Below are 20790 nucleotides of genomic sequence, written 5' to 3'. Positions count from 1 at the left end.
TCATCGACGACGGCCAATACAGCGCCGCTGTCGCCGTCGGACGACCGGACAGGCGCCCGCTGTTCATCGGCATCAGCGAATCCAAGGTCATCTGGTCCGACGGCAGCGCTGAGGAGGTCGACACGATCCTGCTGGCCACCGGCTACCGGCCCGACCTGGACTACCTCGCCCCGCTCGGCGCCCTCGACGCATCCGGGCGCCCTCGCCACCGCGAGGGCATGTCGGCCTTGAGTGGCAGCGCAGCCTGTCCTCGAACTCCCTGCGCGGAGTGGGCCGGGACGCCGTCCGGACAGCGCGGCGGGTCGCGGCCCACCTGGCCCGCCTCGGTGAAGCGGGCCGAGCCGACTGAGGTCTGGACACCTCCAGAAGGCACCCTCAAGGCAGAAGCGGCGGTGCGGAGCCGGCGGTTCATGACCGGTTGGACCGGGCGAGCGTCGCGGCTGCTCCCATGGCCATCAACGCGACAACAGCGGCGACCGCCCCGTAGCCGAAGGCATCGGCTACGGGGCCGCCGATCAGGGGAGCAGCCAGGTAGCCCAAAATGCCGATCTGGGACCACAGCACCATGGCCGTCATGATGCGCTGCGGGGGTACGGCGTCGAGGAGCGCACCGGTCGCTCCGGTGTTGGCCAGCCCGATACCCGCCCCCGCGACGGCGAGCGCCGCGATCCACACGGGTACGGCCGTACTGGACCCGGCGAGCGCGAAGCCGCTGACCACCAGCAGGGTGGAGACCAGCAGCATCGCCCGCGGCGGCCACCGGGCCGCCACCGCTCCCGCGACCGCCACCACGACCGACGTCGCCGCATACAGCACCCCGATCCGGGACTGGCCCAATTTCGTGCCGAAGTGGAGCGGCAGCACCCCTTCGAGCGTGCCGAGCGCCAGCACGGCGAAGGCGATGACTACGAGGTAGGCGACGAAGGGGCCGCGCACCCCATGGATCGCCCCGAGCAGCGGGCCCAGTAGGCCACCGGCGGAGTAGGCGGCGTAGATGCGGCTCATGCACAGGCACTCCTGCCCCGGCCAGGCAGCCAGGGTGGCGAAGGTGATCCCCAGCCACAGACACCCGGAGCCCAGTCCCATCACCAGCCGGGAGAAGACGAAGGCGACCAGATCCGCGCCGAAGACGAACCCCAGGCTGCCCGCCGCAACCAGCGACAATCCCACCGCCAGTAGTCGTGCCGGGCTACTGCGCTGGATGACGACCCCGCCCAGTGCGAAGCCCGCGACCATCCCCAGCGGGAACGCCGCGACCAGCATCCCCAGCACCGTGGCACTGGCCCCGGTCTGCGCGGCCAGGCCAGGGAGCACCAGCGCGATCAGGCTGTACCCGGCCGCATCCAGCGCGCCCAGCCCCAGCAACAGGACATAGACCGCCCCCGAACGCATCGGCGCCCACTCCGCCTGCCCGACGCCAGTGCTCATGGCTCGCTACGCCGGCGCCCCCGCGCCCCACCGTTTGCGTTTCGGGCCGGCGCGGGGCGCCCCATGACGACATCGGCCGCCGAGGGAAAAGCGTGGACGCACTCCTCGTTCAGCCGGTACCAACTGGACGCACCCTTCCGCTCGACCAGCACGAAGCCCACCTCCGCCAGCCCTTTGAGGTGATGCGAGACCGTCGACTGCCCCACCTCCACGGCCTCGACGATCTGCCCCACCGTCATGGGCTCACCGCTGCGCGCCAGCAGCGTGACGATCTGAATGCGCGTGGCGTCGGCCAGCGCCTTGAACCAGCTCGCGTACCGCTCGGCCTCGGAACGTTCCAGAAAGTCTCTCATCGATAATCGACGATAATCGATTACCTCGGGATGCGATACCGTCGCCACCCCTCGCTCACTGGTTCGACATGTGTCAACATAGATGCATGTCAAATACGAAGGTGCTGCCGTTGCTGGAACCCGAGGTCCCCGAGGCCGTGGCGCCGTGCTGCCCGCCGCTCACCGAACGACCGCTGACGGCCGACGAGGCCGAGCAGACGGCGCGGATGTTCAAGGCGCTCGGCGACCCGGTGCGGCTGCGGCTGTTCTCGGCCGTGGCCTCACATGAGGGCGGCGAGGCGTGCGTGTGCGACATCTCCGACGTCGGCGTGTCCCAGCCGACCGTCTCCCACCACCTGAAGAAGCTCAAGGAAGCCGGCCTGCTCAGTTCCGAGCGACGCGGCACCTGGGTGTACTACCGCGTCGAGCCGTCAGTGCTCGCCGCGATGGGCAAGCTGCTGACGAACGCCTCGGTCGCGGCCTGAGCCCTCGCGCCCCTGCTCGGCCTCCATGCGAGTGTGCAGCGCCCGAGCGTTTTCACCAACATCCTCACCTACGACATCGACGAACCCTCGCTGGTCGACGCCCTGCACAACTGTTTCGAGGCGCAGCTCAGCGGCGACCACGCGGAGGCCGGACATGACCAACCTCGACGACGCTTACCGGCTGACCGTGGGTGTGCCGTCCATCGAGATCTATCGTCGCCTGCGCACCGACGCCGGCCTCTCGGACAAGGCCCCCAAAGCGGTCGCGCTCGCCCTGCCCAACACGTGGCACGGAGTGGTCCTCCACCGCGAGGAGGAGCCCATCGGCATGGGGCGGATCATCGGCGACGGCGGCACCGCGTTCCAGATCGTCGACATCTGCGTACACCACGCCCACCAGGGCCGCGGCCTCGGCAGACGCATCATGGCCACACTCACCGAGGAGTTGGAGCGCCGGGCGCCCGCCACCGCCTACGTCTCGCTCATCGCGGACGGGCCCGCACGCTTCCTCTATGAGAAGTTCGGCTTCACCGACACCGCCGCGCACGACTCGATCGGCATGTACCGGGTGATGGGCGCCTGAGCTCACCCTTCAGCGGGACAGAGTCTGGGTGACGCGCCACAGACGGCGCGGCAAGTCTCCCTCCTCGAAGGCATGGACCTCGTTCAGGGTCCAGCCGTCGGCAAGGACGTGGTCGAAGAAGTGCACAGCGAAGCCGCCGTGCTCGTGGATGTCGTCACCGTGGTCGATGCCGGCGCCGTAGTGCGCGTCGCCGGTGTGACGGACGGTGTAGACGAAGATGCCGCCAGGCCGCAGCACCCGGCCGATCTCGCCGACGACGGCGTGAATCTGTTTCGTGGACAGGGCCATGCACAGCAGCATGTGCGCGAACACCGCGTCCACCGAGGCGTCCGGCAGGGGCAGCGGGTCGCGGACGTCGTGCACGGCGACGGTTACACGGTCGGCCACCCCCTGCTGCCGGGCCGCGTCCCGCAGCTGGTCAAGGCCGGTGGCGGAGAAGTCGGTGGCCCGGACGGTGAAGCCCTCACGGGCGAGGTAGAGGGCGTCGCGGCCATGGCCGGCGCCGAGCTCGACCACATCACGAGCCCCGGCCGCACGGAAGACACCAGCGGCATGGACAGCTGCGGCCGACGGCTCCTCCCCGTACATGCCCGGATGGGCGGTGTACGTCTCCTGCCAGTGCGCCCGCTGCACCTCGGCCAGGTCCCGCCCGTCGTCCGTCATGCACGCCAGCACAGTCCACCATTTCCTGAATTCAGGATTCACTGTACTCTCTCATGATGTGCTGACCGTTACCTCCGACATCGACGTGCTGGCCCGCTTCGGCCGCGCGCTCGCCGACCCCATCCGCTGCCGGATCCTCCTCGCCCTGCGCCAGGCCCCCGCCTACCCGGCCGATCTCGCCGATGCTCTCGGCATCTCCCGCACCCGGCTCTCCAACCACCTGGCCTGCCTGCGGGACTGCGGCCTGGTCGTCACCGCGCCCGACGGCCGCCGTACCCGCTATGAACTCGCCGACGAACGCCTCGGCCACGCCCTGGACGATCTGCGTGCCGCGGTGGTCGCGGTGGAGGCGGACAAGACCTGTCCGGACGCGGAGTCGAAGGGCTGCTGCTGATGACCGCGATATCCCTCGGGCCTTCCCCGGCCCGCCGTGATGCGCTGGCCCGTCGGATACGGCTGCTGGTCGCCGCGACCATCACCTACAACGTCATCGAGGCGGCCGTCGCCCTCACCGCCGGCACCCTCGCCTCGTCCACCGCCCTGATCGGCTTCGGCCTGGACTCCGTCATCGAGGTCTCCTCCGCCGCCGCGGTCGCCTGGCAGTTCTCCGCCCGTGAGCACGCCGCACGCGAAGCCCGTGAGCAGACCACGTTGCGGATCATCGCGGTGTCGTTCTTCGCTCTCGCCGTCTACGTCGCCGTCGACGCCGTCCGTGCCCTGACCGCAACCGGCGACGCCGAACGTTCCATCCCCGGCATCGTCCTCGCCGCCCTCTCCCTGGCGGTGATGCCGTTCCTGTCAGCGGCTCAGCGGCGTGCCGGACGTGAACTCGGGTCCGCCTCCGCGGTCGCCGACTCCAAACAGACCCTGCTGTGCACCTACCTCTCGGCCGTCCTCCTGATCGGCCTGCTCCTCAACGCCACCCTCGGCTGGTCCTGGGCCGATCCCGTGGCCGCCCTGGCCATCGCCGTCATCGCAGCCAAGGAAGGACGCGACGCCTGGCAGGGCAAAGGCTGCTGCGCCCCGACAACCGCACCCGCTCCCACCCCGTCGCACGATGACGCGCTCGCGGACGCGTGCGGCTGCCGACCCGGCTGCACCTGCTGCTCGTGAACATCGTGTTGCGGGAGAGACCCACGGCCGCTCGACACACTGATACTGACCAATCAGGCGACGGGCGGGGGCGACGGTGGACTGGACAGTGCCGGGCGGGCTGGCCGCCGGGCTGCTGATCGCGACCGTGACCGCCCCGGTCGGGGTGTCGGGGGCCGTGTTCCTCCTCCCGGTCCAGCTGAGCGTCTTCGGCGTACCCAACCCGGCTGTCACCCCGACCAACCTGCTGTTCAACGTCGTCGCCGGCCCCGGCGCCCTGTGGCGCTACCGCCACGACGGCGCCCTGCGCGGTGACCTCACCCGGCGCCTGGTGCTGGGCACGCTGCCCGGCGTCGTCCTCGGCGCCGCCGTGCGCGTCTTCGCCCTCCCCGGCCCGGACGTCTTCCGGCTCCTGATCGCCACCCTGCTGCTGCCGCTCGGCCTGTGGCTGTCCCTGCGCGCCCTCACCCCGGCCCGCCATCATCCGCCGCCCGCGGGCGAGTTGCCGCCACGCAACCTCACCGCCCTCGCCCTGGCGGTCGGCGTCGTCGGCGGCATCTACGGCATCGGCGGCGGCTCCCTGCTCGGCCCGATCCTCGTCGGGCACGGCCTGCCCGTCGCCCGCGTCGCCCCGGCCGCGCTCGCCGCCACCTTCGCCACCTCTCTCGTCGGCGCCGCCGCCTACACGCTGCTGTCCCTCGCCAGCAGCGGAGACGTCGCCCCCGACTGGTGGCTGGGCCTCGCCTGCGGCACCGGCGGACTCATCGGCGGCTACCTCGGCGCCCGCCTCCAGCCCCGCCTGCCCGAACGAGCCCTACGCCTCCTGCTCGGCACCCTCGCCACCGTCCTCGGCGCCCTGTACGCCGCCCAGACCCTGAGCTGAGCCCCAGCGCAGGCGAGCCCCACACGGCCTCCGGGTCTGGCCCCGGAGGATCCGACGGACTCGCGCGCCTGCCGGTGGGACCGCTCGGCCCCGGTCGCCGCATGCATGCGGCCGGTGCCCTACGCGAGCAGGCCGGCGATCTCCCTGGCTGCCTCGCGCGCGGGACGGCCGACGCCGATGAGGGTGGCGGAGGCGGGCCCGGTCCAGTCCCCGTAACCGAGCAGGTGCAGGCACGGCTCGTCCATTGCGCGGGTGCCCTCAGTGGTGATGTGGCCTCGTCTGCCGCGGAGTTGGAGCGGGGCCAGGTGGGACAGCGCGGGCCGGAAGCCCGTGCACCAGATGATCGTGTCGGCCTCGGCACGGGTGCCGTCGGCCCACTCGATGCCACCGGGAACCAACCTGGCAAACATCGGGCTCGCCTTGAGCAGGCCCTGATCCCGAGCCTCGCGCACAGGAGGTATGGCGACGATGTCGCCCAGCGACGCCACGCCGCCAGTGTCCGTACGCCCCTCGTCGAGGGCGCGGCGGCGGGCGGTGGCCGCGTCGAACAGGGCCCGGCCGTCGATGTCGTCGGCCAGATAGCGGGGCGGGCGCTGGGTGACCCAGGTCAGCTCGGTGTCGTACGCCAGGTCGGCGGCGATCTGAGCACCGGAATTGCCGCCACCGACAACCACGACGCGCTGCCCGGCGAAGTCACGCGGGCTGCGGTACTCCACCGTGTGCAGCTGACGCCCCTCGAACACCCCGCGCCCTGGAACGGCGGGGAGGAAAGGGCGCCACCACGTGCCGGTCGCGCTGATCACGGCGCGGGCGTGCCAGGTGCCGGAGTCGGTCTCCACGCACAGGAGTTCACCGTCCCGGTGCACGCCTGCCACCCGCACCGGTCGCTCGATCGGCAGCTCGTAACGCTTCTCGTAGTCCCGCAGATACGCCACCACGTGCTCGGCATCCGGGTATTCCTCCCCCGCCTGCGGCGGCATGAGCCGTCCCGGCAGAGAGGAGAAAGCCGCAGGCGAGAAGAGGTGGAGCGAGTCCCACGTGTGCTGCCAGGCACCCCCCGCCGCCGCCTGGGCGTCGAGGATGACGAAGTCGATGCCGAGGCGGCGCAGGTGGTAACCGGCGGCGAGGCCGGACTGGCCGCCGCCGATCACCACCACCTGCGTACTACGGGTCATTCAGCGGACCGGCCATGCACGAAGATGAGCGCCACCAGCGCCAGACCGACGACCCCGCCCACGAGTTGAGCTCCGATGAAGCCCAGCAGCGAGCCCGGCGCGATGCCCGCGAACGTGTCGCTGAAGGTACGGCCGATCGTCACCGCCGGGTTGGCGAAGGACGTGGAGGACGTGAACCAGTAGGCGGCGCCGATGTACGAGGCCACGGCCACCGGCGCGAACCGCAGCTGATTCGTGCGGGCCAGGCCGAAGATCAGCAGGATCAGCCCAGCAGTGGCCACCACCTCGCCCAGCAGCAGATGGCCGGCCGAGCGGTCGTGTGTCGACCACTCCACCAAGGGCTTGCCGAACATCGCGTCCGCCAGGATCGCGCCCGCGATCGCACCGACGACCTGTGCGGGGACGTACACCGCGACCTCACGAGTCGTGACACCGTCGCCGCCCCGTCGGGCCGTCCACCACTCGGCCAGCGTGACCACCGGGTTGAAGTGCGCGCCCGACACCGGGCCGAGCAGCAGGATCAGGATGCCGAGCCCGAAGACGGTGGCGATCGAGTTGGCCAGCAACTGCACCCCGACGTCCTGCGTCAGCTCGGTCGCCTGGATGCCGGAGCCGACCACGACGGCGACCAGGAGAGCGGTGCCGAGCAGTTCGGCCGCGGCCCGGGAAGTCAGCGGGGTACGGGGCGGGGTGGCACCCGGCGCGGGCTGGGGCTCATGCCCGGGAGCGACGGAGGCTATGGCGGCCTCCCCAACTCTGTCATGCTCGGCGGCCTCGGTGGCGGTCAACAGGACTCCTTCATTGCAGTCGCCGTAGGGCGGGGATCAGGGGCAGGACCGCTTGACGTTGTTCTCGGCGGTGGCGCGCGCGGTCTCCGCCAGGTCGGCGAACTCACCCGCGAGGGTGGCGATGACGTCGGGCTTGAGCCGGTAGTAGGTGAACCGGCCGCAGGGCTCGGTCTCCACGACCCCGGCCTCGCGCAGCACCTTCAGATGGTTGGAGAGGTTGGTCTGCTTGGCCCCCGTCTCCTCGATCAGGTGCGTGCTGCAGAGCGTCTCCCTGGCCAGCAAGGTGACGATCTGGAGGCGGAGCGGGTCCGCGAGAACCCGCATCAGATCAGTGTCGACTGACTTCAGCATGGACTGATACTCTCACATCACTCCGGGCTGATACCAGCCTGGGCTGAGCCCTGGGACCCGCATCCCCACACCCGTGGGGCCCACGCCCCCGAAGGGGTTTCCCATGACCGCATCCACGCCCCCCGTCCTGCCAGACGAACGCCTGGCCTCCGGCATCGCGAGCCTCGCCCTGCGCTACCGCGGGCGCTTCTCGCCGGAGACCATCCAGCGCCTCGTCATCGACTCCTACGAGCGTCTCGCCGACCACGCCCGCGTCCGCACCCACCTGGTCGTGCTGACCGAGCGCCTGGCCACCGAGCGCCTCGACGCGCTCGCCCACATCCAGGGCGCCCCGGGCAGCGGCCTGCCCCGCGTGCTGTTCGTGTGCAGCCACAACGCCGGCCGCTCCCAGATGGCCGCGGCGCTCCTCACCCACCGCGCCCAAGGCCAGGTCACCGTCTCCTCCGCGGGCACGCATCCTGCTGCCGAGGTCGAGCCGGTCGTCGCGCAGGTGCTGACGGAAGCCGGCGTGGATCTCACGGACGCGTTCCCCAAGCCGCTGACCGACGAGGTCGTGCAGGCCGCCGACGTCGTCATCACGATGGGCTGTGGGGACGCCTGCCCGATCGTGCCCGGCCGCCGCTACCTGGACTGGCCGGTCACCGACCCCGAGGGCGCCCCGATCGCCGTCGTCCGCGGCATCCGCGACGAGATCGACGCCCACATCACCGAACTGCTCAACTCTCTGCCGAGTTCCTGAACCCCACATCCGCACCACTCTCTTGACGCGCTTACGAAGGAAGAACCCATGTCCTCCAGCCCGCTCACCTCCGTGCTGTTCGTCTGCGTCCACAACGCCGGGCGCTCCCAGATGGCCGCCGGATTCCTCACCCACCTCGCGGGCGACCGGATCGAGGTCCGCTCCGCCGGCTCCATCCCCGGTGACCAGGTCAACCCGTCCGCGGTCGAGGCCATGAAGGAGGTCGGCGTCGACATCTCCGCGGCCGAGCCGAAGATCCTGACCACCGAGGCCGTCCAGGCGTCCGACTACGTCATCACCATGGGCTGCGGCGACGCCTGCCCGATCTTCCCCGGCAAGAAGTACCTCGACTGGGCCCTGGAGGACCCGGCGGGCAAGGGCGTCGAGGCCGTCCGCCCCATCCGGGACGAGATCAAGACGCGCATCGAGGCCCTGATCGCCGAGATCGACGCGAAGCAGGAGGCGTGACCCCCGTGACCGACGGAACCGACGGAACCGGCAGAGACGGCATACGCGAGGTCATCGTCATCGGCTCCGGCCCCGCCGGATACACCGCCGCCCTCTACACCGCCCGCGCCGAACTCAAGCCCCTCGTCTTCGGCGGCGCGATCTTCGTCGGCGGCGCACTGACCACGACCACCGAGGTCGAGAACTTCCCCGGCTTCCCCGAGGGCATCGACGGCCCGGTCCTCATGGAGAACATGCGGGCCCAGGCGATGCGCTTCGGCGCCGAGATGATCGACGACGACATCGTCGAGGTCAACCTCACCGGCGACATCAAGGCGGTCACCGACACGGCAGGCACCGTGCACCGCGCGAAGACGGTGATCATCGCGACCGGCTCCGGCTACCGCAAGCTCGGCCTGCCACGCGAGGACGAGCTGTCCGGCCGGGGCGTGTCCTGGTGCGCCACCTGCGACGGCTTCTTCTTCCGCGACCGCGACATCGTGGTCGTCGGCGGCGGCGACACCGCCATGGAAGAAGCCACCTTCCTCACCCGCTTCGCCCGCTCCGTCACCGTCGTCCACCGCCGCTCCACCCTGCGCGCCTCCCAGGTCATGCAGAACCGCGCCTTCGCCGACGACAAGATCTCCTTCGCCTTCGACAGCGAGATCGCGGAGATCAAGGAAACGGACGGCAAGCTCGCCGGCGTCGTGCTGCGCGACGTCTTCACCGGCACGACCCGCGACCTGGACGTGACCGGCCTGTTCATCGCCATCGGCCACAACCCGCGTACGGAACTCTTCGCGGGCCAGCTGGACTTGGACGACGCCGGCTACTTGAAGGTGCAGTCACCGTCGACCCGTACGAACATCCCGGGCGTCTTCGGCGCCGGCGACGTCGTCGACCACACCTACCGCCAGGCCATCACTGCCGCCGCCAGTGGCTGCGCGGCCGCACTGGACGCCGAGCGGTACCTCGCGGCCCTTGCGGACGGTCAGGACACCGCCGCCCAGGAAGAGGCACTCACCATCTGACCGGCGAACCTGCTACCTTCGCGCCTAATCTCAATCCGTGACAACTGCTCCAGATGAAGATCAATACCTCAGAAAGATCCTGGCCCTGCTGGAAGACGCCAAGTCGTACGAGGCCCTCACCCAGTCCAACTCCAAGGGCTGGGAAGTCCAACCGGGCAGCGCCCTCGCCGGGGACGACGCCAAGACCGATCCCCACCAGGTGTCACACAACGCCTGGAACGCCCTCAGCGTCGCCGTCGACCACCTGCACTGTTACCGCTCCTCGCTCGTGGGCGAGCAGCAGGGAACCAACCTTCCGCTCACCCTGCACACGCACGCGCAGTGCTCGCTCCTGCGGGGAGCGTTCGAGAACAGCGCCCGAGCGGTGTGGTTGCTCGCGCCCGCCAACCGCCTCGTACGCGTCCAGCAGCGCCTCTCCCTCCAAGCCGGCGAGTACCGCCACTCCGACCACATGCTGGAGCTGTTGAAGCAGCAGCCGCAGCGTCCGTCGGATGAGCGCAGGCAACAGTTGACCGACCTGGTGGTGGCCGCTGGCACCGATCCCGGCGACGCCAAGAAGGCGCTGCGATCCCCGGACTACAAGGACATCGTCCGCGAAGCCGGGGCGCAGACCACGATGGGGGCTGATCAGGCCGAGATCGTATGGAGCAGCTGCAGTTCGCTGGCGCACGGCGACGTCTACGGCACCTTGAGCATCCTGGAGCGCAACATCATCGACACCCAGGGGCGCGTGAACCTCACGCAGATCACAAGCTCCCCCCAGGTCCTGTGGTGGGCGACGGACCGAGCGGTCGCGATGATGCAGCGCGGCTTCGACCTCTTCAAGGAGCGGGCCACCTGCCACCGCTGAGCCGGCACTTCCGCCCCCACCGATGGAGGCGTCGGCCTGTTCACTCGGTGAACGATGTCGCGCCGCGTCACCGCCGTGATCTTCGACGTGCTTTGCGGCGCCAACAAGGGTTCGGCCTGAGTCATGCCCATGCCCCCAGGATGGACGTACGTCGGCTCACAAGAGGGGCTATTGGGGACTCTTGGATCTCTTGGCTTGAGCGAGTGGCGTCGTCATCCAGGGCTCCAACGTGGCGAGGTCGGTCCGCCGCGCCAATCCTTCGCAGCCTCCGGGAACGATGGCAGCGCAGACGCCACCGTGTCCGTCAGCCCCAGACAGACATGCAGTCAGGGCGGACGGACCTCCGTCACCACGCGGCTGGCGCTCGCCAGAACCAGCGTGCTGCACGCCGTGCTGATCTGGCTGACCTGCGCTCCAGCACGTGCCATTCACCGGCCGACGCTGGGGGCCCTTTTCGCTGAAGAGCCACCCATTCCCCCGCCACTGCAGGCGGTCTGACCAGCATCCCAACATGCCTGACGCACCATCAGAACGAGCGTCAAATGAGCGTCACGAGCGCCATTTCAGCGTCAAGATATCGCCCGTAACGCCCACACCGCGCATAAAGCACACACGCAAAACCGCAGGTCAGGACCCCTTCGCGGCCGGTTCAAGGATCGCGACACACTCCACGTGATGCGTCATCGGAAACAGATCGAACGCCCGCAGCGTCCGCACCTTGTACCCACCATCGCGGAAGTACGCCAGATCGCGGGCCAGCGCAGCGGGATCGCAGGCCACGTAGGCGATACGGCGGGCGCCCAAGGACGACAGGTGTTCGACCGTCTTCTTGCCGGCGCCGGCGCGGGGCGGGTCGAGGACGATCAGGTCGACCTCGGTGATGCCGGTGCGCGGGAGGACCGCCTCGACCTTGCCCTGCTCGATGCGGACGCGGTCGAAGTCGGCGCAGTTGTGCCGGGCGTCCTCGACCGCGCGTTTGCCGGACTCGATACCGAGCACCGCGCCCTTGTCGCCGAGACGGTCCGCGAGGGCGCCCGCGAAGAGGCCGACACCGCAGTACAGGTCGAGTGCCATCTCGCCCTTGCGCGGCAGCAGGCCCTGCATGACGGCCTTGACCAGAGTGTCGGCGGCCATCGGGTGGACCTGCCAGAAGCCGCCGCTGCCGACGCGGTGCGTACGTCCGTCGGCGCGCTCGCGCACGAACGCGCGGCCGTGGACGCGGTGGATGCCGCCGTCCTTCTCCTCGACACGCATGACGGAGACGGGCTTGTCGAGCTCGACAAGGGGCAGGCGGGCGCCGGGCTTGGGCTCCAGGATCACCATGCGGTCCTGCGACCCCGTCGCCGCGATCGCCTCGATCGACTCCATGCCGGACCAGTCACGCTGCTCGATGCCCAGCTCGCTGACGCCCGGTGCCGCGATCATGCAGTGCTCGATCGGCTCGACCTCGTGCGAGCGATGGCGGCGCAGACCGGCGTTGCCGTCGGCGTCCACCGCGTACTGCACGCGCGTGCGCCACTGCGGCACCACACCCGCCGGCAGCTTGTCGCCCTCGGCCGGCATCACGGTGCCGTCCCAGCCCGCTTCCTCGGGTGTGAGGCCCGCGAGCCGCTGCAGCTGCTCGGCGATGACCTCGCCCTTGAGGCGGCGCTGCGCCCCCGGCTTGGCGTGCTGCCAGTCGCAGCCGCCGCAGCGGCCGGGACCCGCATAGGGGCAGGGGGCCTCGACGCGGTCCTTCGACGCGTCCAGGATCTCGACGGCGTCGGCCCGCAGGAAGCGCGCGCCCTCCTCGCCGTCCGTCACACGCGCCACGACGCGCTCGCCGGGCAGGGTGTGCCGGACGAAGAGCACCTGGCCCTCGGTCGTACGGGCGATGCAGTGCCCCCCATGGGCCACGGGGCCGATCTCGACCTCGTACTCCTCCCCCACCAGCGATTTCTTCGGTTCTGCCTGCATGGCGGGGTGACTCCAGATGAGAAAGGGGGAACGGCCGGACAACAGCCCACCAGTCTACGTGCTCCCCGACGTCGTCAGTTCTTCGCGCTGGGCTCCTTGGGACGCTCCTCCGCCGGTCCACGGCGCACCGCACCCGGCGCGCTCCAGTCCTGCCGCCTGCCGGCCCGCTGCTTCGCGGCCTCGGAGGACTCCAGCTGATAGGGCACGGAGGTCACCATCACGCCGGGTGTGAAGAGCAGTCGGCCCTTGAGCCGCAGTGCGCTCTGGTTGTGCAGCAGGTGCTCGTACCAGTGGCCGACCACGTATTCGGGGATGATGACCGACACCGCGTCGCGCGGGGACTCCCGGCGCAGGCCCTTCACGTACTCGATGACGGGGCGCGTGATCTCGCGGTACGGCGAATCGAGGACCTTCAGCGGTACGTCGATGCCGCGCCGCTCCCACTCCTCGCGCAGGGCTTTCGTCTCGGCCGGGTCGACGTTGACGCTGAGCGCCTCGAGGGTGTCGGAGCGCATCAGTTTGGCGTAGGCGAGGGCGCGCAGTGTCGGACGGTGGATCTTGGAGATCAGTACGACGGAGTGCACGCGGGAGGGGCGGACGCTGTCGTCGGACGGGCCCTCGGGGGCGGCGAGTTCCTCGGAGACCCGGTCGTAGTGCTTACGGATCGCGCTCATCGTCGCGTAGAAGATCACCATGCCGAGCAGCGCGACCCAGGCACCGTGGGTGAACTTCGTGACGAGTACGACGACCAGCACCAGGCCGGTGAAGAAGGCGCCGAAGGTGTTGATCGCCCGGGAGCGGACCATGTGGCGGCGCTTGGCCGGGTCCTTCTCCGTGCGCAGATGGCGGTTCCAGTGCCGGACCATGCCGGTCTGGCTGAGCGTGAAGGAGACGAACACGCCGACGATGTAGAGCTGGATGAGCTTGGTCGAGTCGGCGCCGTAGACCCAGACGAGCAGCGCGGCCGCGAGCGCGAGCAGCACGATGCCGTTCGAGAAGGCCAGACGGTCGCCGCGGGTGTGCAGCTGGCGCGGGAGGTAGCGGTCCTGGGCGAGGATCGAGCCGAGCAGCGGGAAGCCGTTGTACGCGGTGTTCGCGGCGAGGAACAGGACGAGCGCGGTGGCGGCGGCCAGCACGATGAACAGGAAGCTGCCCTTGCCGAAGACCGCCTCGGCGACCTGTGAGATCACCGGATTCTGGACATAGCCGGAGCCGACAGCCACGCCGTTGTGGATCAGGTCGACGGCCGGGTTCTCGGCCATCCGGACCTTCGTCATCATGGCCAGCGCGATGATCCCGCAGAACATGGTGACGGCAAGCAGGCCCATCATCGCGAGCGTGGTCGCCGCGTTCTTCGACTTGGGCTTGCGGAAGGCGGGGACGCCGTTGGAGATGGCCTCGACGCCGGTGAGCGCCGCGCAGCCCGAGGAAAAGGCGCGCAGCAGCAGGAAGACGAGCGCGAAGCCCGCGAGGCCCTGGTGCTCGGCCTCGATGTGGAAGTCGGCGGTCGGCGCCTTCATGGTGTCGTCGAGGACGAGCCCACGGAAGGCGCCCCACGCGATCATGATGAAGACGCCCGCCACGAAGACGTACGTCGGAATCGCGAAGAGCTTCCCGGACTCCTTCACCCCGCGCAGGTTCATCAGCGTGAGGAGCACGATGACGGCGACCGCGCACGGCACCTTGTGTTCGATCACGAACGGGATCGCGGAGCCGAGGTTCTCGATGCCGGACGAGATCGACACGGCGACGGTGAGGACGTAGTCGACGAGCAGCGCGCTGGCGACGGTGAGGCCGGCCCGGGGACCGAGGTTGGTGTTCGCCACCTCGTAGTCGCCGCCGCCGCTCGGATACGCGTGCACGTTCTGCCGGTACGACGCCACGACCGTGAACATCAGTACGACGACCGCGACCGCGATCCAGGGGCTGAAGTGGTAGGCCGACACGCCCGCGATGGAAAGGACCAGGAGCACTTCTCCGGGTGCGTAGGCCACGGAGGAGAGCGGGTCGGAGGCGAAGACGGGGAGTGCGATGCGCTTCGGCAGGAGTGTTTCTCCGAGCCGATCACTGCGCAGTGCGCGCCCGATCAGGATCCGTTTGGGCACGTCGGTCAGTTTGGACACGCACAGGATCGTAAGCGTTCGAACGGGTGGTAGCCCACCCGCCGCCGCACACCCGCTCCGCGAGCGCGGCTCGAGCGCGCCCTCCGTCCGCTCTGCGACCGCTCTCCATCTGCTCTCCGGGTGAAATCCGGGACGGGTCCCGCTGCGGATTCCGCAGTCGTGGAGATCCACGTGCCTATATGACAAAAGTCCACCCCCGTACCGTCCTGGAGGTTCTATGCATGCGACCGCGGAGCTCATCGGCGCCGCCGCCGGACTCGTCGGCCTCGCAGTCCTGACTCTTCTCAGCGTGCGCAGCATCAGCCGCCGCTGATCGCCCATCTCTGAGAACCCGCAGGCGAGCGTGCACAGGGGTGCCCCCGGCGGACCGCGTGTGTGTAGCTTGGGCGACGGTCTGAGACCCTGTTCAGCCTGAGCCGTAACCATTTACATTCGGAAGGACGGTCGTGCACATCGTCATCATGGGCTGCGGAAGAGTAGGTTCCGCTCTCGCCCAGACCCTGGAGCAACAGGGGCATACGGTCGCTGTGATCGATCAGGACCCCACCGCCTTCCGACGACTGGGCTCCGGGTTCGGCGGCCGTCGTGTCACCGGAGTCGGCTTCGACCAGGACACCCTGCGCGAGGCGGGCATCGAGGACGCCGGCGCCTTCGCCGCAGTCTCCAGCGGTGACAACTCGAACATCATCGCCGCCCGGGTGGCCCGCGAGATGTTCGGCATCGAGAACGTCGCGGCCCGCATCTACGACCCGCGCCGCGCCGAGGTCTACCAGCGCCTCGGTATCCCGACCGTCGCCACCGTCCGCTGGACGGCGGACCAGATGCTGCGGCGTCTGCTGCCCTCGGGCGCCGAGCCGCTGTGGCGCGACCCCACCGGCGGGGTGCAGCTCGCCGAGGTGCACGCCTCCTCGGCCTGGGTCGGCCACAAGATCAGCCGCCTTCAGGACGAGACCGGCGTGCGCGTGGCCTTCCTCACCCGGCTGGGGGAGGCGATGCTGCCCACCTCGCAGACGGTGCTGCAGGAGGGCGATCTGGTGCACGTGATGATGCGCACGGACGACGTCGAGAAGGTCGAGGCGTCGTTCGCCGAGGGACCTGAAGAAGAAGGCGGTCACTGATGAGGGTCGCCATTGCCGGTGCCGGCGCCGTGGGCCGCTCGATCGCGGGCGAACTGCTGGAGAACGGGCACGAGGTCCTGCTGGTCGACAAGGCGCCGACCGCCATCTCGGTCGAGCGCGTCCCGCAGGCGGAGTGGCTGCTCGCCGACGCCTGCGAGATCACGTCCCTGGACGAGGCTGCGCTGCAGCGCTGCAACGTGGTCATCGCGGCCACCGGTGACGACAAGGTCAACCTGGTCGTCTCGCTGCTCGCGAAGACCGAGTACGGGGTCCCGCGGGTCGTCGCCCGCGTCAACAACCCCAAGAACGAGTGGCTGTTCAACGAGGCCTGGGGCGTCGACGTCGCCGTCTCCACCCCGCGCCTGATGTCGGCCCTCGTCGAGGAGGCCGTCAGCGTCGGCGACCTGGTCCGGCTGCTCCGCTTCAGCCACGGCGACGCGAACCTGGTCGAGCTGACGCTCCCGCCGGAGTCGGCCCTGGCCGGCACACAGGTGGGCGACGTCGAGTGGCCCGAGGACACGTCCCTGGTGACGATCATCCGCGGCACCCGGGTCCTCACCCCCTCCCAGGAGGACTCCCTGGAGGCGGGCGACGAACTCCTCTTCGTGGCGGCCCAGGCCCGCGAGGAACAGCTGGAGGACCTGCTCTCGGTCCGCCGCGAGGACGCGACGGGCTGAGCCCCGCTGTCAGCCCTGACAGTGAAGCCTCCGCGGGCAGTCCCGCGGAGGCTTCAATGCTGACGGCGGTCCGACCGCGGTGCGACCGCGGTCCGACGGCAAGGGCTTCCCCACCGAAGACCGTCCCGCACCGGGCGATACGGCAGCGCGAAGGGCAGACCAACGCCGGTCGGCAGCAACGCCCCGATCCACGTGTCCCGCAGAACACCCTCCATGACGGCCTCCGTGTCCTGGTTCCTTGGCCGGGATTCTGACGCCGACGCACGCACCCGGCCATCCCTTCCAGGGAATACGACATTGGGGGCGCCCGGAGATCTCCGGGCGCCCCCAACGTCGTACGGGAAACTACGCGTCCCGGCGGTGACGCCCGGCCGTGGCCTCGGCGTCCTCCGACGCGAGGGCGGCCTTGCGCTCCTTCTCGGCCTGCTCCTCGGCCTCCATCTCCGCGAACACGTCGATGGGGTGCGGTGCCTTCGCCAGGAACACCCAGGTGAGCCAGACGGCAAGCAGGAAGGGCGGGATCTTCAAGGCGATCAGGACCCAGCCCAGTTGAGTGGTGTCGGCCCACCAGTAGAGCGGGAAGAGGATCGCGCACTTGGCGAGCAGGATCAGGCCCCAGGCCCAGCTGGCCTTCGCGTAGGCCTTCTTGCGGCCGGGGTTACGGGTGCGCCAGGAGAGGTTCTCCTTGAAGACCGGGCCGAGTATCAGGCCGATCAGGGGGACGCCCGCGAGGGTCGTGACGATGTAGGCGATGGCCAGGCCGAGCGTGTAGAGCATGCCCGGCAGATAGAAGTCCTTCGCGTTGCCCGTCATCATCGCGAAGACCACGCCGAACGCGACGCCGAAGACGCCGCTGAAGGCGTGCTTGACGGTGTCACGCATCACGAGGCGCACCACGACGAGCAACAGGGACACCCCGAGGGCGGCGATCGCCGCCCAGTGCAGGTTCTTGTTGATCGTGAAGATGGTGACGAAGAGGAGGCCGGGCAGCACCGTCTCGACCATGCCCCGCACGCCGCCGAACGCCTCGAAGAGCGCCGCCTCGGTCACCGCCCTCGCATCCTGCTGGGCGTCTTGGGTCGGCTTGTCGAGCGACGTCACCGGCTACTCCCGTCCAAGCGGTCTGAGTTCGTACTTCGGATTGAACAGCACCCTACGGCCCCGGCTCATCGAAACGCGGCCCGATGCGATCAACTTGCGCCCGGGTTCGATGCCGACGATGGAACGTCGGCCGAGCCAGACCACATCCAGCGCCGCCGAGCCGTCGAACAGCTCGGCCTCCAGGGCCGGGACGCCGGCGCGCGGCCGCAGAGTGACCGTGCGCAAGGTACCAGTAACCGTGACGATCTGTCGGTCGTGGCAGTCGCCTATCCGCGTACAGCCCGCGGTCTCGGCGTCCTCCCGCAGCTCCTCGGACTCCAGGTCCTCCCGGGACGAGGAGAGCCGGTCCATCATGCGCCGGAACCGGCCCGCCGGCTTTTCGGAACGAGGAACAGCACTCATACCGAAAGCGTACCGGGGTGCGCCGCCAACGACGTACCCCCGACGCCCCCGCTTGAACCGGCGACGACGCCCCGGCTCACCTCTCGAACCGATACCCCATCCCAGGCTCTGTGATGCTGCATCCCCCGGGGGACAACCCCCGGCCCCCCGGCCGACTCCCGGCTCACCTCTCGAACCGATACCCCATCCCCGGCTCTGTGATGAAGTGCCGCGGATGCGAGGGGTCCACCTCCAGCTTGCGGCGCAGCTGCGCCATGTAGACCCTCAGGTAGTTCGTCTCCGTGCCGTACGACGGCCCCCACACCTCCTGGAGCAGCTGCTTCTGGCTGACCAGGCGCCCCGTGTTGCGCACCAGGACCTCCAGGAGGTGCCACTCCGTGGGGGTCAGACGGACATCGCGTCCGGCGCGGTGGACCTTCTTGGCCGCCAGGTCGACGGTGAAGTCCTCGGTGTCCACAACGACGTCGTCCTCGCCCTCCCGCGTGGGCTCCGCGCGGCGGACGGCGGCGCGCAGCCGGGCCAGCAGCTCGTCCATCCCGAAGGGCTTGGTGACGTAGTCGTCGGCGCCCGCGTCGAGCGCCTCGACCTTCTCGTCGGAGGAGTGCCGGGCGGAGAGCACCAGGATGGGCACCCGGGTCCAGCCGCGCAGCCCCTTGATCACCTCGACGCCGTCCATGTCGGGCAGCCCGAGGTCGAGGACGACGACGTCGGGATGCCGGGCGGCGGCGAGCTGGAGCGCGGTGGCGCCGTCGGGGGCCGCGTCGACCTCGTACTTGCGTGCCTTCAGGTTGATCACGAGGGCTCGGGTGATCTGCGGTTCGTCGTCGACCACGAGGACCCTGGTCATGAAGCCTGCCTTTCTGCTGTTGCCGTGGCCAGGTCTGTTGTCGTGGCCAGGCCGGGCCGGCCGTCCACCGCCCGGACCGTGAGGACCATGGTGAGTCCGCCGCCGGGGGTGTCCTCCGCGTTGAGGGTGCCGCCCATGGCCTCGGTGAAGCCGCGGGCGACCGCGAGACCGAGGCCCACGCCGGCGCCGCGCGGAGCGTCACCGTATCGCTGGAAGGGGGCGAAGATACGTTCCTTGGCCTCGTCCGGGACACCCGGGCCGCGGTCCACGACCCGTACCTCCACCCGTTCGGCCATGGCGCTCGCCGACACCAGGACCCGTTCTTCGGCGGGGCTGTACTTGACGGCGTTCTCGACGAGGTTGGCGACCGAGCGCTCCAGCAGCCCCGCGTCGACGGCGACCATCGGCAGACTTTCCGGAATGTCCAGCTCGACGCTGTCCTCGGGTACGCCGCCGAGCGCCATCGGGACCACCTCGTCGAGGTCGATCTCGCGGATCAACGGGGTGACCGTGCCGGTCTGCAGGCGGGACATGTCCAGGAGGTTGCCCACCAGGTGATCGAGGCGGTCGGCGCCCTCCTCGATCGCCTTCAGGAGCTCCGCCTGGTCCTCCTCCGACCACTCCACGTCGTCCGAACGGAGAGACGACACCGACGCCTTGATGCCGGCCAGCGGGGTACGCAGGTCGTGGCTGACGGCGGCCAGCAGCGCCGTACGGATGCGGTTGCCCTCGGCCAGCTCCTTGGCCTGGTCGGCCTCGAACTGGAGGCGCTGGCGGTCCAGGACCACCGCGGCCTGGGCGGCGAACGCGGCCAGGACCCGGCGGTCGGAGGCGGGCAGCACCCGGCCGGACAGGGCGAGGGCCATGTTGTCGCCGACCGGCATGTCCACGTCGGCGTTCTCGGGGCGGACGCACGGGCGGGGGCCCACGCTGCCCGCGCAGGTCCACGGGTCGACGTCGCTCTCCCGCTCCAGCAGCGCCACCGACTCCATCGCGAACGTCTCGCGGACCCGCTCCAGCAGGGCCTCCAGACTGGTGTCGCCGCGCAGCACACTGCCCGCGAGGAAGGAGAGGATCTCCGACTCGGCGCGCAGCCGTGCCGCCTGGTGGGTGCGGCGGGCCGCCAGGTCCACCACCGAGGCCACCGAGACGGCGACACCGACGAAGATCGCGATGGCGACGATGTTCTTCGGGTCGGCGATCGTCAGCCGGTGCAGCGGTGGCGTGTAGTAGTAGTTCAGCAGCAGTGAGCCGAAGGCCGCCGAGGCCAGCGCCGGGTAGAGCCCGCCGAGCAGGGCCGCCGCCACCGTCACCGTCAGGAACAGCAGCATGTCGTTGGCGAGACCGAGATCGACGGTGTTCAGCAGCAGCGCCAGGACGATCGGGCCGGCCAGCCCGACCAGCCAGCCCCAGATGATCCGGGACCTGCCCAGCCGCGCACCCCGCGCGACCGGCAGACCCCGCCCCTTGGCGACCTCTTCGTGGGTGACGATGTGGACGTCGAGGTCGGGACCGGACTCGCGGGCGACGGTGGTGCCGACGCCCGGTCCGAAGATGTACTGCCAGGTCTTGCGGCGCGAGGAGCCGAGGACGATCTGCGTGGCGTTGACACCGCGCGCGAAGTCCAGCAGGGCCGAGGGGATGTCTTCGCCTATGACGTGGTGGAAGGTGCCGCCGAGGTCCTCGACCAGGGTGCGCTGGACGGCGAGTTCCTTGGGC

Annotated in this window: 23 protein-coding genes; 11 read left to right on the top strand and 12 right to left on the bottom strand. The window is 69.8% G+C overall.

Going from position 1 to position 20790, the window contains the following annotated elements:
- Positions 1-408: 408 nt before the first annotated feature.
- Both ACX28W_RS36270 and ACX28W_RS36265 read right to left on the bottom strand, forming a co-directional pair.
- Positions 409-1428 (bottom strand): MFS transporter, encoded by a 1020-nt coding sequence (locus ACX28W_RS36270; RefSeq protein WP_459004257.1) that lies wholly within the window; start codon positions 1426-1428, stop codon positions 409-411.
- Entirely contained in the window at positions 1425-1829 is a 405-nt protein-coding gene (locus tag ACX28W_RS36265; RefSeq protein WP_459004256.1) for an ArsR/SmtB family transcription factor, read from the bottom strand. The genes ACX28W_RS36270 and ACX28W_RS36265 overlap by 4 nt, the downstream gene beginning before the upstream one ends.
- A gap of 38 nt (positions 1830-1867) precedes the next feature.
- On the opposite strand from ACX28W_RS36265, the gene ACX28W_RS36260 reads away from it, so the two are divergent.
- Together ACX28W_RS36260 and ACX28W_RS36255 are read left to right on the top strand one after the other, a co-directional pair.
- Positions 1868-2245 (top strand): ArsR/SmtB family transcription factor, encoded by a 378-nt coding sequence (locus ACX28W_RS36260; protein ID WP_459004255.1) that lies wholly within the window; start codon positions 1868-1870, stop codon positions 2243-2245.
- 154 nt (positions 2246-2399) lie between these two features.
- Positions 2400-2828 carry a GNAT family N-acetyltransferase gene (locus ACX28W_RS36255; protein ID WP_459004254.1) on the top strand — a complete coding sequence of 143 codons (429 nt, stop codon included), beginning with the start codon at positions 2400-2402 and terminating at the stop codon, positions 2826-2828.
- A 9-nt stretch (positions 2829-2837) separates the two neighbouring features.
- Here ACX28W_RS36255 and ACX28W_RS36250 read toward each other — a convergent pair whose 3' ends face one another.
- Positions 2838-3491 carry a class I SAM-dependent methyltransferase gene (locus ACX28W_RS36250; RefSeq protein WP_459004253.1) on the bottom strand — a complete coding sequence of 218 codons (654 nt, stop codon included), beginning with the start codon at positions 3489-3491 and terminating at the stop codon, positions 2838-2840.
- Positions 3492-3549: 58 nt separating this feature from the next.
- Between ACX28W_RS36250 and ACX28W_RS36245 the strand changes: the two genes are divergently transcribed.
- The 3 genes from ACX28W_RS36245 to ACX28W_RS36235 all read left to right on the top strand — a co-directional run bounded on the left by ACX28W_RS36245 (position 3550) and on the right by ACX28W_RS36235 (position 5466).
- A complete protein-coding gene (locus tag ACX28W_RS36245; RefSeq protein ID WP_459004252.1) occupies positions 3550-3885 on the top strand; it encodes an ArsR/SmtB family transcription factor in 336 nt (111 codons plus the stop codon).
- Positions 3885-4604, top strand: a complete 720-nt coding sequence (locus ACX28W_RS36240) for a cation transporter (RefSeq protein ID WP_459004251.1) — start codon at positions 3885-3887, stop codon at positions 4602-4604. The genes ACX28W_RS36245 and ACX28W_RS36240 overlap by 1 nt, the downstream gene beginning before the upstream one ends.
- A 76-nt stretch (positions 4605-4680) precedes the next feature.
- A complete protein-coding gene (locus tag ACX28W_RS36235) occupies positions 4681-5466 on the top strand; it encodes a sulfite exporter TauE/SafE family protein (protein ID WP_459004250.1) in 786 nt (261 codons plus the stop codon).
- A 119-nt stretch (positions 5467-5585) separates the two neighbouring features.
- Here ACX28W_RS36235 and ACX28W_RS36230 read toward each other — a convergent pair whose 3' ends face one another.
- The 3 genes from ACX28W_RS36230 to ACX28W_RS36220 are packed head-to-tail and all read right to left on the bottom strand — an operon-like array spanning position 5586 to position 7780.
- Positions 5586-6641 carry an ArsO family NAD(P)H-dependent flavin-containing monooxygenase gene (locus tag ACX28W_RS36230; protein ID WP_459004249.1) on the bottom strand — a complete coding sequence of 352 codons (1056 nt, stop codon included), beginning with the start codon at positions 6639-6641 and terminating at the stop codon, positions 5586-5588.
- Positions 6638-7429, bottom strand: a complete 792-nt coding sequence (locus ACX28W_RS36225) for an aquaporin (protein ID WP_459004248.1) — start codon at positions 7427-7429, stop codon at positions 6638-6640. The genes ACX28W_RS36230 and ACX28W_RS36225 overlap by 4 nt, the downstream gene beginning before the upstream one ends.
- Positions 7430-7465: 36 nt before the next feature.
- Complete coding sequence (locus ACX28W_RS36220; RefSeq protein ID WP_459004247.1) at positions 7466-7780, bottom strand: ArsR/SmtB family transcription factor; 315 nt, start codon at positions 7778-7780, stop codon at positions 7466-7468.
- Between the two features lie 103 nt (positions 7781-7883).
- Between ACX28W_RS36220 and ACX28W_RS36215 the strand changes: the two genes are divergently transcribed.
- Genes ACX28W_RS36215 through ACX28W_RS36200 form a run of 4 tightly spaced genes read left to right on the top strand, consistent with a single transcriptional unit; the run spans position 7884 to position 10847 of the window.
- Entirely contained in the window at positions 7884-8519 is a 636-nt protein-coding gene (locus tag ACX28W_RS36215; protein WP_459004246.1) for an arsenate-mycothiol transferase ArsC, read from the top strand.
- Between the two features lie 48 nt (positions 8520-8567).
- Positions 8568-8987 carry an arsenate reductase ArsC gene (locus tag ACX28W_RS36210; RefSeq protein WP_459004245.1) on the top strand — a complete coding sequence of 140 codons (420 nt, stop codon included), beginning with the start codon at positions 8568-8570 and terminating at the stop codon, positions 8985-8987.
- A gap of 5 nt (positions 8988-8992) precedes the next feature.
- Complete coding sequence (gene trxB / locus ACX28W_RS36205; protein WP_459004244.1) at positions 8993-9997, top strand: thioredoxin-disulfide reductase; 1005 nt, start codon at positions 8993-8995, stop codon at positions 9995-9997.
- 37 nt (positions 9998-10034) lie between these two features.
- Complete coding sequence (locus ACX28W_RS36200) at positions 10035-10847, top strand: hypothetical protein (protein WP_459004243.1); 813 nt, start codon at positions 10035-10037, stop codon at positions 10845-10847.
- 627 nt (positions 10848-11474) lie between these two features.
- Here ACX28W_RS36200 and ACX28W_RS36195 read toward each other — a convergent pair.
- Both ACX28W_RS36195 and ACX28W_RS36190 read right to left on the bottom strand, forming a co-directional pair.
- Positions 11475-12803, bottom strand: coding sequence for a class I SAM-dependent RNA methyltransferase (locus ACX28W_RS36195; RefSeq protein ID WP_459004242.1), 1329 nt, complete (start codon positions 12801-12803; stop codon positions 11475-11477).
- 74 nt (positions 12804-12877) lie between these two features.
- Positions 12878-14926 (bottom strand): APC family permease, encoded by a 2049-nt coding sequence (locus tag ACX28W_RS36190; protein WP_459004241.1) that lies wholly within the window; start codon positions 14924-14926, stop codon positions 12878-12880.
- A gap of 446 nt (positions 14927-15372) precedes the next feature.
- Here ACX28W_RS36190 and ACX28W_RS36185 point away from each other — a divergent pair, with 446 nt between their 5' ends.
- On the top strand, positions 15373-16044 hold the full coding sequence (locus ACX28W_RS36185) for a potassium channel family protein (RefSeq protein ID WP_362081586.1): 672 nt from the start codon (positions 15373-15375) through the stop codon (positions 16042-16044).
- Complete coding sequence (locus ACX28W_RS36180; protein ID WP_362081589.1) at positions 16044-16721, top strand: potassium channel family protein; 678 nt, start codon at positions 16044-16046, stop codon at positions 16719-16721. The genes ACX28W_RS36185 and ACX28W_RS36180 overlap by 1 nt, the downstream gene beginning before the upstream one ends.
- Before the next feature lie 345 nt (positions 16722-17066).
- Here the strand turns inward: ACX28W_RS36180 and ACX28W_RS36175 are convergent, their stop codons facing one another.
- The 4 genes from ACX28W_RS36175 to ACX28W_RS36160 form a co-directional block, all read right to left on the bottom strand.
- Entirely contained in the window at positions 17067-17822 is a 756-nt protein-coding gene (locus tag ACX28W_RS36175) for a DUF3159 domain-containing protein (protein ID WP_459004240.1), read from the bottom strand.
- A 3-nt stretch (positions 17823-17825) separates the two neighbouring features.
- Positions 17826-18224 (bottom strand): OB-fold nucleic acid binding domain-containing protein, encoded by a 399-nt coding sequence (locus ACX28W_RS36170; RefSeq protein WP_459004239.1) that lies wholly within the window; start codon positions 18222-18224, stop codon positions 17826-17828.
- Between the two features lie 163 nt (positions 18225-18387).
- On the bottom strand, positions 18388-19071 hold the full coding sequence (locus ACX28W_RS36165; RefSeq protein ID WP_459004238.1) for a response regulator: 684 nt from the start codon (positions 19069-19071) through the stop codon (positions 18388-18390).
- The coding region (locus ACX28W_RS36160; protein WP_459004237.1) for an ATP-binding protein at positions 19068-20790 on the bottom strand (1723 nt) is incomplete at its 5' end. The genes ACX28W_RS36160 and ACX28W_RS36165, both read right to left, overlap by 4 nt.

The organism is Streptomyces sp. SD15, assembly GCF_054462255.1.
The sequence above is the reverse complement of the archived record's forward strand: the minus strand, read 5'-3'. Positions and strand labels throughout refer to the sequence as shown.

Bases quoted from the DNA above. Each gene is read 5' to 3' on its own strand.
- ACX28W_RS36215 (WP_459004246.1), top strand. From the start codon at position 7,884: ATGACCGCATCCACGCCCCCCGTCCTGCCAGACGAACGCCTGGCCTCC.
- ACX28W_RS36210 (WP_459004245.1), top strand. From the start codon at position 8,568: ATGTCCTCCAGCCCGCTCACCTCCGTGCTGTTCGTCTGCGTCCACAAC.
- ACX28W_RS36230 (WP_459004249.1), bottom strand. From the start codon at position 6,641: ATGACCCGTAGTACGCAGGTGGTGGTGATCGGCGGCGGCCAGTCCGGC.
- ACX28W_RS36170 (WP_459004239.1), bottom strand. From the start codon at position 18,224: ATGAGTGCTGTTCCTCGTTCCGAAAAGCCGGCGGGCCGGTTCCGGCGC.
- ACX28W_RS36220 (WP_459004247.1), bottom strand. From the start codon at position 7,780: ATGCTGAAGTCAGTCGACACTGATCTGATGCGGGTTCTCGCGGACCCG.
- ACX28W_RS36270 (WP_459004257.1), bottom strand. From the start codon at position 1,428: ATGAGCACTGGCGTCGGGCAGGCGGAGTGGGCGCCGATGCGTTCGGGG.
- ACX28W_RS36165 (WP_459004238.1), bottom strand. From the start codon at position 19,071: ATGACCAGGGTCCTCGTGGTCGACGACGAACCGCAGATCACCCGAGCC.
- ACX28W_RS36250 (WP_459004253.1), bottom strand. From the start codon at position 3,491: ATGACGGACGACGGGCGGGACCTGGCCGAGGTGCAGCGGGCGCACTGG.
- ACX28W_RS36255 (WP_459004254.1), top strand. From the start codon at position 2,400: ATGACCAACCTCGACGACGCTTACCGGCTGACCGTGGGTGTGCCGTCC.
- ACX28W_RS36195 (WP_459004242.1), bottom strand. From the start codon at position 12,803: ATGCAGGCAGAACCGAAGAAATCGCTGGTGGGGGAGGAGTACGAGGTC.
- ACX28W_RS36240 (WP_459004251.1), top strand. From the start codon at position 3,885: ATGACCGCGATATCCCTCGGGCCTTCCCCGGCCCGCCGTGATGCGCTG.
- ACX28W_RS36180 (WP_362081589.1), top strand. From the start codon at position 16,044: ATGAGGGTCGCCATTGCCGGTGCCGGCGCCGTGGGCCGCTCGATCGCG.
- ACX28W_RS36260 (WP_459004255.1), top strand. From the start codon at position 1,868: ATGTCAAATACGAAGGTGCTGCCGTTGCTGGAACCCGAGGTCCCCGAG.